This is a genomic window from Binatus sp. (SeqCode), assembly GCF_036522015.1.
Taxonomy (GTDB): domain Bacteria; phylum Desulfobacterota; class Binatia; order Binatales; family Binataceae; genus Binatus.
On the sequence record NZ_DATDGQ010000331.1, the window covers coordinates 1 to 6,633 of the forward strand.

Annotated in this window: 9 protein-coding genes and 1 tRNA gene; all 10 read left to right on the forward strand. The window is 60.2% G+C overall.

What is annotated here, in order from left to right:
- Positions 1–132 (forward strand): acyl-CoA dehydrogenase family protein (locus VIW95_RS17645; RefSeq protein WP_414645296.1); only part of this gene is annotated, 132 nt, incomplete at its 5' end.
- A 2-nt stretch (positions 133–134) separates the two neighbouring features.
- Positions 135–617, forward strand: a complete 483-nt coding sequence (locus VIW95_RS14045) for a MaoC family dehydratase (RefSeq protein WP_331587584.1) — start codon at positions 135–137, stop codon at positions 615–617.
- A 35-nt stretch (positions 618–652) separates the two neighbouring features.
- Positions 653–1,690: a CoA ester lyase gene (locus VIW95_RS14050; RefSeq protein WP_331587586.1), complete on the forward strand. Its 1,038-nt coding sequence runs from the start codon at positions 653–655 to the stop codon at positions 1,688–1,690.
- A 221-nt stretch (positions 1,691–1,911) separates the two neighbouring features.
- Complete coding sequence (locus tag VIW95_RS17525) at positions 1,912–2,229, forward strand: endonuclease domain-containing protein (RefSeq protein WP_349259326.1); 318 nt, start codon at positions 1,912–1,914, stop codon at positions 2,227–2,229.
- Positions 2,230–2,397: 168 nt separating this feature from the next.
- A tRNA-Asp gene (locus tag VIW95_RS14055) sits at positions 2,398–2,475 on the forward strand.
- A 26-nt stretch (positions 2,476–2,501) separates the two neighbouring features.
- Positions 2,502–2,948, forward strand: a complete 447-nt coding sequence (gene rplM, locus VIW95_RS14060; RefSeq protein ID WP_331587588.1) for a 50S ribosomal protein L13 — start codon at positions 2,502–2,504, stop codon at positions 2,946–2,948.
- A gap of 38 nt (positions 2,949–2,986) precedes the next feature.
- Entirely contained in the window at positions 2,987–3,385 is a 399-nt protein-coding gene (gene rpsI, locus VIW95_RS14065; RefSeq protein ID WP_324093828.1) for a 30S ribosomal protein S9, read from the forward strand.
- 229 nt (positions 3,386–3,614) lie between these two features.
- On the forward strand, positions 3,615–4,352 hold the full coding sequence (locus VIW95_RS14070; RefSeq protein WP_331587593.1) for a FecR family protein: 738 nt from the start codon (positions 3,615–3,617) through the stop codon (positions 4,350–4,352).
- 6 nt (positions 4,353–4,358) lie between these two features.
- Entirely contained in the window at positions 4,359–5,126 is a 768-nt protein-coding gene (locus VIW95_RS14075; RefSeq protein ID WP_331587595.1) for a hypothetical protein, read from the forward strand.
- 72 nt (positions 5,127–5,198) lie between these two features.
- Positions 5,199–6,633 (forward strand): CHASE2 domain-containing protein (locus VIW95_RS14080; RefSeq protein WP_331587597.1); only part of this gene is annotated, 1,435 nt, incomplete at its 3' end.

Sequence of the window (6,633 nt, forward strand, 5' to 3'; positions counted from 1 at the left end):
GGCGGCTACGGCTACTCGATGGAGTTCGAGGCGCAGCGTTTCTGGCGCGACGCGCGAGTGCTGTCGATCTTCGAAGGCACCAGCGAAATTCAGTACGAGGTCATCGGCCGGCGTATCATGGAGCAGAACTGAACGTGAGCATCACCAGCGACGGCAGCTACTTCGAGGACTTCACGGTCGGCGACACGCTCGTCCATCAGCGCGGCCGCACGATCACCGAGGCTGACAATCACAACTTCACTTCGCTGGTGATGAACACGGCGGAGCTGCACTTCAACCAGGATTTGATCGACAAAAATCCCGGCGCGTTTGTCGGTGGCAAGTTGCTGGTCTATGGCGGCGTCGTCCTGGCGTTCACGGTCGGCCTCGCGTCGGAAGATACCAGCGAGAACGCAATCGCCGAAGTCGAGATGGACAACGGCAAGCATACCAATCCGGTCTTTCACGGCGATACGATTTACGCCGAGTCCACGGTGCTCGAAAAGCGCGACGCCGGCCGGCCCGACGCGGGACTCGTAAAGTTCAAACTGATTGGCAAGAAGCCCGACGGTACTGTCGTAGTTGAAATCGAGCGCACCGTTTTGATCAAGCGCAAGACACATTACCTGCCGGCCTGACGCGCTAACAAAGAATCAGCGGGAGAAATCCATCAATGTACGTACTCGACAAAGGCACACGCTTCGTAATTCCGCGCACCGAGATGACCTACCCCGGTCACAACATGAAGCTGCATACGACGGCCGCCGATCCGGTCAAGGCGCCGGTCGATCATGTGATGGCGGACTTCGAGGACGCGTGCCCGTATGAGTTCAAGGGCGAGAAGAGCCGCAAGGTGATGGTCGAGGCGCTCAACACGCTCGATTTCGGCAAGAAGGTCGTGACGGTGCGGCCGAACAATATTCATTCGAAGTTTTTCAAGGGCGACATGGAGGCGATCGTGCTCGGCGCGCCGAATCGCTTCCACGGTATCATGCTGCCGAAGACGCGCGGCCCCGAGGAAATTCGCGAGGTGTCGAAGCTGCTCGACGATCTCGAAAAGCGCGCGGGCTGGAAGTACCGCGTCCAGATCGAGTCGCTGATCGAGACGCCGCACGCGCTGATCCACGCTTACGAAATCGCGACCGCGTCGGACAGGATGTGCGGGCTGGTGTTCGGTATCGCCGACTACGCCGCAAATCTCGGCATCCGCGAGATCGTCGAAAATCAGAACCAGAATTTTCACTACTCGAAGCAGGCGGTGGTGGTCGCTGCGAAGGCCGCGGGCCTCCATGCGATCGACAACGTCTATCTACGACTGTGGCGCAACACGGATTCGCCCGAGCGGGTCAAGGAACTGCAGGCGGGACTGCGCGAGAAGAACGTCGGCGCCGCGAACCTCGGGATGGACGGCACCTGGGTGATCCATCCGCAGCAGGCGGAGATCGCGAATGCGTGCTACACGCCGAGCGTCGATCAGGTCGAGGAAGCGCGGCGCGTAATCAAGCTCTACCACGAGAAAGGGGGTGGCTCGATGGCGGATCCGAAGTCGGGCGAGATGATCGACGAGGCAACGATCAAGATTGGGCTGATGGATCTGGCCAAAGGCGCGCAAGCCGGCCTGGTCTCTGACGCTGAGCTGCGCGACTGGTCCGCAAAGAGCCGCGAGATCACGGGCTACGACATCCTGGAATTGATGCGCCGCGTCGCGTAGCGCGCGTCCGATATAGCCTCTCTCTATCAGGGAGAGGCCGCGCTTCTAGCGCGGGTGAGGGTCCAAATTCCAAGTTCTGCGGCTTGGTCCTGAGAGATTCACGGGCGACCAGAAAACAATCGTGGCCGACGACAACCTCCGCCGAGATCGAGCGCGCGACCTTCGACGCGCGCAGACAGACGCCGAAAAAGAAAATTTGGGATCGCCTTAAAGGACGACGATTGCACGGCGTCAAATTTCGAAGGCAATTTCCGATCGGGCCATTCTTTGCGGATTTCTGCGCGGCGAAAGAATTGCTGGTAGTCGAGCTCGATGGCTCGCAGCATATGGATATGATGGTTCGCGACGAGCAGAGGACGAAGTATCTTGAAGGGCTCGGATACCGCGTTGCTCGCTTTTGGGACAATGACGCGCTTGCATCGACCGACGAGGTTATCGAGAAGATCAGTAGCTTGCTTAAAGAGCCTACTGTCTCGCCGCGCCCGCGTGGAGGTGGATCGTCGCAGCCTGGGAGAGGATCTTTTCGTGGTTCGCGTTGAGGTCTTGCTCGAGTTGCGAAGATTCGGAACCAGGAATTTGGACCCTCACCCGCCGCGCGAGGACGCGCGTCGGCCTCTCCCTGATAGAGAGAGGCTATTTGGAAACTCCAGTTGCGACATGCGTTGTTGCTACGCGTGCTGGAAAATGTAACAACAGATGGTTCGGGCGGGGTCGTAGTTCAGCCCGGTTAGAACGCCGGCCTGTCACGTCGGAAGTCGTGGGTTCAAATCCCATCGGCCCCGCCAAAATTTGATTTTTCAGAGGAACTAAGTTGAAGCTGACCGAACAAACCCGCAGTATCTCGCGCGAGAGTGGACTGCGTGACCGCCAATGGGTCGTGATCGATGCGAGCGAGCGAGCACTCGGACGCGTCGCGTCGCGCGCCGCCAGTCTGCTGACCGGTAAGACGCGTCCCGACTACACCCCCAACCAGGATACCGGCGATTTCGTCGTGATTATCAACGCCGCCAAGGTTCGACTGACGGGATCGAAGACGCTCAGCAAGGTGTACTATCGGCATACCGGATGGCCGGGCGGAATTCGCACGACTGCGGCGGGCAAGATGCTCGACGCGAAGCCCGAGCGGCTGCTCGAGATCGCGGTGAAGGGGATGCTGCCGAAGAATCGCCTCGGCCATCAGATTTTTAACAAACTAAAAGTTTATCGCGGCGCCGAGCATCCGCACGCCGCGCAGAAGCCCAAGAGCGTAAGCGTATAGTCAGGACGGTGAGCGTCTAACCAAGGTACGAACTTTACATGGCAGAGAAGAAAAATATCATCTGGACGACAGGACGCCGCAAGACCGCAGTCGCGCGCGTCAGAATGCTGCCCGGCAGCGGCACGATCACCGTTAACGAGCGCACGCTCGAGGACTACTTCCCGCGGCCGACGTCGCGCATGCGCATCCTCGAGCCGTTCGAGGCGACTGAGACCGTAGGGCAGTATGATGTGCTGGTGAGCGTCGAGGGCGGCGGAATCGCGGCGCAGGCCGACGCGGTGCGTCATGGGATTTCGCGCGCGCTGGTCAGCGCGACCGAGACGCTGCGGCCGACGCTGCGCAAGGGTGGGATGCTGACGCGCGATCCGCGAGAGGTCGAGCGCAAGAAATACGGGCGTCACAAGGCGCGCAAACGGCCGCAATACTCCAAGCGGTAGGCGGCAATCGAATCCGCGCATACACGGCGCGCCGGATTTATTTTTTTGAGCGGACAGGGGCGCGGGCGATGCTCGCGCCCTTTTCATTTATGCTGCGATTACAGATGTTTAGCGCGGCCATTTGACAAATGATGACGCGGACAAATACAAGGTAGGCGCAGTATTAAAGGAGCGCCATTAGATGCGTCGAGACCGAATACACCATAGCGCCGGAGTTGCTGCGGGGTGGTTGCTCATTAGTGCGCTGTTGGTCGTATCTGGAAAAGCGCTGGCACAGACTGCGGCTGGATCGTTCCAATCGGTCAGCGGCCAGGTGCAGATTCAGCGCGCCGGTGGCGCAACGATCGGAGCGGCCTCCGGCGTCGGCGTAAATGTCGGCGACCGAATCGTCACCGGCTCCAGCGGTCACGCCGTCATCGTGCTCAACGATCAAAGCCGCCTCGAGCTTGGCCCCGGCAGCAGCATCGCGCTCGATCAGTTCACGCTTGGCGCCGGAGCTGCGACCACGCGAGTGAGTTTGTTTTCGGGTGTTATGCGATCGCTCGTCAATGCTGCTTCGGGCGGCGCTGCCGCCAACTACCAGGTGCATACCCCCAACGCCGTCGCAGCAGTTCGAGGCACCAAGTTCGACACTGCCTACAGCGAGAATGTAATCAGGCCCGGCTACCAGGGATGCGAAAAGTATACTGACGTCTCCGTTTACCAGGGGACAGTCAACCTCGCGAACCTTGGTAGTTCCGCCGCGGGTGAGGATGTCCACGCCGGATACGAGGCCACCGTGCCATGCGACAAACCTCCGACTGATTCCGGACCTTTGTCGATGACCGGCGCAGTGTCGCTCGACAGCGCAAACGCCGGAGGCGCCAGTTTCGCCGGAGCCGCGCCGGGATCGAGCGCAGCGCCGGTGCCGGCATGCCCGGTATGCGTGGACATGACTACAACGACGCCGATTGGTGGGGGGAGGTGAGACGTGGTGAAGAATCGAAAATCCCGGGTCAATGCGACGGTCGCCCTGTTAGTTGTGTTGAGCGCGCTGGCGATTGCGCCGTCTGCACATGCGCAATGGTTTGAAGACACCTATCCCGGATTCTTCTCACTGCAAACGCCGGGACTTCTTCAAGCGACGGTTTTCGGCGGCGGCTTCGTCAGCGACAAATACGGCGTCCTGCAGGAGGGCGTGCAGGTCGAGCAAAGCGTCACACCGTACATCGGGTTTTTCGGTCGCGCGACTGGCTACCAATTGTGGATCGGCAACGGCTTCGAGAGTCCGCTGGCGCCGGGCAGCGGTAGTTTCCCGCGCTTGAACTTTGGGCGCTTCCAGGGCGGCGCCGATTTTACGCTGTGCCAGGGTACGCATCTCTACGTCTCGGCCGGCCACGATGTGGCGGACAGCGATGCCACCATAGTCGAGGGCGATTTCTCGAGTTGGCTATGGCTGCACAGTCAGCATCCGATCAACACCTCCTTCAGCACGATTTACGATTGGCAAAATGGCGTCGAAAGCAGCGAGATCGATGTCGAGGCGATCCTGCTCTCGACCGAAAAGTACATGGTCCTCGGCGGCATCGGCGGCGCGATGTATTTCGGCGGGTTCCTGACCAACGCGCAAGGGCAGGGCGGACCCGACCTCGGCTTCTACTACCGGCCGTGGCAGATGGGCGTCAGTGCGCAGGCCGGCTACGGCAACGCGCATCAGTACGGCCAGATCAGCATGTACAAGCAGCTCAGCTGGTTCGAGTAGGCGCGACGTTTCACGCGCATTTACCTTGAATAGCGGCGGGCGCGCCGGCGAGCTAAGCTCGAATCGCTAACGATGGCGAGCGCGAAATCGTCACACCCCAGATTCTCGTCGCGCACGTTCCTGTTGGGAATCGTGCTGCTGGGGTTCATGTTCGCCTTTCATGACCACTTTCTCGGAGCATTCGAGCGCATGGATCTCGATGCTTACGATCTTCGTATCAACACCATCGCTCCGCATCCGTCCTCGGGCGCAATCGCGATCGCTGCGGTCGACGACAAAAGTATTTCAGAACTGGGGCAATGGCCGTGGCCGCGGCAGGTGCTGGGCAAGCTGGTCGATGCGCTCAAGGACTACAACGTCAAGGTCATCGGATTCGATGCGATCTTCAGCGAGCCTGACAAGGGCGACGTAGCACGCTCAAAAATAAGTGAACAGCTCGCGCGACTCGGCGTGACCGAACAGTCGATTCGCGACGTGCTGGGACCGAGCAACGACGAGGCCTTTGCCAGGGCGATGAAAGCGCAGGGCAGGACAATACTCGGGTACGAATTTCAGAGCCACCTGTTCCAGAGGCATGCGGCTGAAAGGACGCTTGGGTTCCTGGACCACATTCGCCCGCCCGGCCCGTTGAGTTATGGAATCGTGCGGAAAGCCCCGGGCAAGGCGATGGATTTGATCAAGGCGGAGGCGTATCAGCCGCCGTACGTGCTGCTCGAGGACGCGGCGCACTCGACCGCATACTTCGACGTCGACGCGGACGCCGACGGCGTCATCCGGACCGACATGACGGTGATCCGCTTCGACGGACGCTACTGTGCGCCACTGTTCCTGGCCATCGCCGACGCGTTTGCGGACAATCAGCCGATAATGTTGGGACTTGGTCCCAATGGGGTGACCGGGGTATCGATCGCAGGGATCCAGATACCGGTCGATGACGACGGCCGTATGCTGGTGAACTTCCGCCGCGGCGCAAATCCATTTCCGCACTACTCCATCTCGGACATTATCAACCGCAAAATTGCGCCGGAAAAGTTGGCGGGAAAAATTGTGCTGGTCGGCGCTACCGCCCACGGACTCGGCGATCGCGGCGTAACTCCGGTCGACGGCGACATGCCGCGCGTCGAGATCCACGCCAACGCAATCGACAACGTCCTGCAGGGAGACTTCGTCCGGCGGTCGTTCGAGGCCACGGAGATCGCGTTTTTCGCCACCCTGCTGATCGGTATCGCAATGGCGCTTGGCGTCGCGTGGCTGTCCGCGATGGCGTCGGCGGTGTTGGGCGTGCTCCTGCTGGTCGGCTATTACGCCTACGCTCAATACCGCCTCCTTCATGAGGGTCTTGTGATCGGGATCGTCTTCCCGATGTTCGCCGCGATCCTCGTCTATATGTTTTTGGCCGGTTATCGATACATCACTGAGGGTCGCGAGAAGCGCTACTTGCGCCTTGCCTTCGAGCATTACCTGAATCCCGACGTCATCACCTCTCTGCTCGATTCGCCGGAGGGTC